Raw genomic sequence first — 380 nt, 5'->3', positions numbered from 1 at the left:
TCAGCGTGTCGTTGCCATTACCACCATCCAACGTGTCGGCTCCGTTGTCGCCAAGCAATGTGTCGTTGCCGTTACCGCCGTTCAGCGTGTCATCACCTTCACCGCCGCTCAACGTGTCATCACCGTCGTGGCCGTTCAGCGAGTCGTTGCCGCCGAGGCCGTTGAGCTCTTCGTTGCGCGCATCGCCGTTAAGGATATTGTCGAACTCGTCGCCGTTGATGATCGGCAGATGGCTATAAAAAGTCGCTCTATCCCATACGCTACCGTCGGCGAAGCGGAACTCCTGCACGCCGTACTCCCCATTCGGATCAGCGGAATAAAGCTGGGTTCCCACCGTGACCGTGCGGCCGTTGGCGAAGGTGACGATCAGATCGTAGTAA

General features: G+C 58.2%; 1 protein-coding gene. It reads right to left on the bottom strand.

All coding sequences use genetic code 11. The features are described from left to right. The coding region (locus Q8X48_RS29870; RefSeq protein WP_407802673.1) for a calcium-binding protein at window positions 1-380 on the bottom strand (380 nt) is incomplete at both ends.

It is taken from the genome of Pseudomonas sp. QLc11A (assembly GCF_052112305.1).
Classification (GTDB): Bacteria; Pseudomonadota; Gammaproteobacteria; order Pseudomonadales; family Pseudomonadaceae; genus Aquipseudomonas; species Aquipseudomonas laurylsulfatiphila.
Note: the sequence above shows the minus strand (reverse complement) of the source record. Positions and strands in the feature narration are given on the sequence as shown.